This is a genomic window from Actinotalea sp. (assembly GCF_041597215.1).
Lineage (GTDB): Bacteria > Actinomycetota > Actinomycetes > Actinomycetales > Cellulomonadaceae > Actinotalea.
Window position 1 is genome coordinate 1 of sequence record NZ_JBFHHB010000285.1, and the last position, 3,620, is coordinate 3,620.

A 3,620-nucleotide genomic window follows, 5' to 3' on the forward strand; every position below is an offset into this window, starting at 1 on the left:
CGTGACGTAGGCCACGACTCCCCCGGGGCGGGTGGCGTCGAGCGCCGAGGAGAGGAGCTCGCGCTGCAACGTCGACAAGCGACCCAGGTCACCAGGGGTGCGGCGCCACCGCGACTCGGGACGTCGGCGCAGCGCGCCGAGCCCCGTGCAGGGGGCGTCCACCAGGACGCGGTCGTAGACCCCCGGCTCCTGCGCGCCGATCGTCGTCCCGTCGCCCGTGCGCACCTCGACCGTGCCCGGCGGGAGGGCGGCGACCGAGCGCTCGACCAGGGCCGCCCGGTGGGGTGCGATCTCGTTGGCGACGAGATGCGCGCCAGCGGCGCTGGCCACCGCTCCCAGCAGCGCCGACTTGCCTCCCGGCCCCGCGCACAGGTCGAGCCAGCGTTCGCCGACGGGCGCACCCGCAGTCCCTGCCCCGGGAAGGGTCGGCGCCGAGGCCAGCGCGAGGGCCACGAGCTGGCTGCCCTCGTCCTGGACCCCGACCCGGCCGCCGGCGACCCCTGCGACCTGGGCCGGGTCGCCCGCGGCCATCCGGATGGCCGTCGGCGTCCAGCGGCCCGCCTCGCCCCCGGACAGACCGGCGAGCACCTGGTCACGGTCCGCGAGTCCGGGCCGGACGACGAGCGTGACGGCCGGGGCCGCGTTGTCGGCCTCGAGCAGCGCCTCGAGCTCGCCGGGGTCACGACCCTCCGCGGCGAGGGCCTGGCGGAAGGCGCGCACGATCCACGCCGGGTGGCTGTGGACCACGGCGAGTCGTTCGGTGTCGTCCTGGGCGGACTCGGTCAGCAGGGCGAGCCACGCGTCGAGCTCCTTCTCGCTCACGCGCCGCAGGGCGGCGTTGACCAGCTGGGCCGGCCCCGCGCCCACCAGCGCCCTGGTCAGCGCGACCGTCTCCGAGACGGCGGCATGGGCGGGGACGCGCATCCCGAGGAGCTGGTGCGCCCCGAGCCGCAGCACGTCACGGACCGGGGCGTCGAGCTGGGCGATCGGACGGCCCGTCGCGATCGCCAGGATCGCGTCGTACCGGCCCTGCAGGCGAAGGGTGCCGTAGGCGAGCTCGGTGGCGAAGGCGGCGTCACGACCCGTCAGGTGCCGCGACCGCAGCAGGGGCGGGAGGACGAGGTTCGCGTAGGCGTCCGAGCCGTCGACCTGACGCAGGACCTCGAACGCGGCCGCGCGGGCCGGGTCACCGTGCCGAGCCCTGCCCGAGGGGGCAGCAGCGGACCGTTGCGTGCGTCCCTCGACCCGGGCCCGTCCGCGCTGCCGACCGGATCCGTCACGCCGCTCGTCCTGGCTCATCCGAGCCTCCCATCCGCACCGAGACGGACCCCGCGGGCCCAGTCGGCTGCCGGCATCGCCCGCTTCCCCGCGGGAGCGACCTCTGCGAGCTCGACCGCATGGCTCCCGGTGCCCACCAGCACCCCGGTCTTGGACGCCTCGACGACCCCGGGACCGAGGTGCGTCACCTCCGGTCGCAGCCGCACCGGTCCGAGCTTGAGCCGGGCACCGTCCGGCGTCGTGGTCCACGCCCCGGGGGCCGGGGTGCAGGCGCGGATCCGCCGGTCCACGGCCAGCGCCGGATGCTCCCACCGCACCCGGCCGTCCTCCGTCGACAGTCGTGGCGCGAGGCTCACGTCGTCCGTGGACTGCGGCACGGCCACGAGCTCGCCGGCGGCCAGGGCGTCGAGAGTGGCCACCAGGAGCCCGGCTCCGGCGTGGGCCAGCCGGTCGAGCAGCGACCCGGCGGTGTCCAGGGGACGCACCGTCTCGGTGAGGGTGCCGAAGACGGGCCCGGTGTCCAGGCCCTCCTCCAGGCGGAAGGTCGTGGCGCCCGTGACCTCGTCGCCGTGCAGCACCGCGTGCTGGACCGGCGCCGCACCGCGCCACGCCGGAAGGAGGGAGAAGTGCAGGTTGACCCAGCCGTGCCGCGGGACGTCGAGGAGCGCAGGGGGCACCAGACCTCCGTAGGCGACGACCGGCGCGCAGTCGACCCCGAGCTCGGTGATCTGCGCCTGGACCTCCGCGTCCCGCAGGGTCCTCGGGGTCAGCACCGGGAGCCCGGCCTCCTCGGCGCGCACCCGGACAGGGCTCGGTGCCGTCCGCCGTCCGCGGCCCGCCGGGGCGTCGGGGCGGGTGAGGACGGCGACGACCTCATGCTCGGAGGCGAGGATCGCGTCCAGGGAGGGCAACGCGACGGTCGGGGTACCGGCAAAGAGGAGACGCACGCGTCGATCCTAGGCGGCGCGAGGGCAGGCGGGTCCCGAGCAGGGCCCGCGCGGCCCTCACCCGAGGTCCGTCGGCTCCACCTGCACCCGCACGAGCCTCTCGCGCCGCGCACTCCTGGTCGCGATGACCGCCTTGAGCTCGGCCTGCACGGAGGGCGCCGAGGCCCACGGGCTGCGCAGGAGCAGGCGCACCGGACGCTCGGTCTCCGGGTCCAGCACGTCTCCCGGCGCCTCGCCCAGCGGTGTGGGACCCAGCTGGGCCGCACCGGCGTGCAACGAGGCGGCGAGGTCCTCCACGACCCGCCGTGGCCCGTCGAGGGCGACGAAGTGCAGGGCGGGCGGCAGCCCGAGCTCGGTGCGGTCCGCCATCTCCCGCTCGGCGAGGCCGGCGGGGTCCCAGCGGACCAGGGCGCCGACGGGAGCCGGCGCTGCGTCCCCCACGAGGAGAACGACACCTCCCTCCGAGGCCGGCCGCACCAGGGATGCCGCACCGATCCAGGTGCGCAGCGCCGCCTCGGCGGCATCGAGTCCCGGCCGGCCGCTGGTCACCTGGGCGTCCAGGAGCACGGCGGCGGCGTAGCCCCCGAGGGCAACGGGCTCCGCCCCCGTCGTCGCCACCACGAGCGCCGGGCGACCGTCGACCTCACGCAGCACGCCGGCCGCCGCGCTCGAGCGGCGCACCGGCACCCCGGGGAACGCACGGCCGAGCTCCTCCGCGGTGCGTTCCGAGCCGACACGGATCGAGCGCAACCCGGGGTCCGAGCACTCGGGGCAGCTCCAGCCGGTGGCGAGGCGCGCGCACCACCGGCACCGGGCCGGTACGTCCGGACCCGTGATCTCCAGCGGACCGGAGCACCAGCGGCAGCGCGCCGCGGTGCGGCACCGGCGGCAGGCCACGGCGGGAAGGTAACCCGCACGCGGGACCTGGACCAGCACCGGGCCCCGGTCGAGACCCGCGCGCACCGCCCGCCAGGCGGGGGCGGGTATCCGGGCGGCAGCGGCCGGCCCCTCGGCGGCGAGCTCGACCGAGTCGAGCACGACCACCCGCGGGGTGCGGGCCCTGACCACCTCGCGCGGAGCGACCAGGGCCGCGGCCCACCCCGTGGCGACCCACCGGTGTGCGGCGACCGACCGGCCGTGGCCACCCACGAGGAGCGCGGCGCCGCTCTGCGCGGACCGCATCGCGAGCACCTCCCGCGCATGGGGGTAGGGAGCCCGTGGTTCCGCGTGCAGCGGATCGGCGTCGTCCCAGCACACGAGGAGTCCTGGCCGGTGCAGCGGGGCGAAGGCCGCTGCCCTCGTCCCGACGACGACATCCGCCTCACCGCGCGACACGGCGAGGAACGCCCGGTACCTGGCCGCGGGCCCGTCGTCGGCGACGAGACGGACGAGCCC

2 protein-coding genes and 1 pseudogene are annotated in these 3,620 nt (G+C 77.0%); all 3 read right to left on the bottom strand.

The window, feature by feature from the left end:
- Nucleotides 1–1,299: RsmB/NOP family class I SAM-dependent RNA methyltransferase (locus ABWK99_RS14670; protein WP_372595440.1), on the bottom strand; the 1,299-nt coding region annotated here is incomplete at its 3' end.
- Complete coding sequence (fmt, locus tag ABWK99_RS14675; RefSeq protein ID WP_372595441.1) at nt 1,296–2,225, bottom strand: methionyl-tRNA formyltransferase; 930 nt, start codon at nt 2,223–2,225, stop codon at nt 1,296–1,298. The genes ABWK99_RS14670 and fmt, both read right to left, overlap by 4 nt.
- A gap of 57 nt (nt 2,226–2,282) precedes the next feature.
- Nucleotides 2,283–3,620 (bottom strand): annotated as a pseudogene (locus ABWK99_RS14680) (primosomal protein N'); the annotation flags it as partial.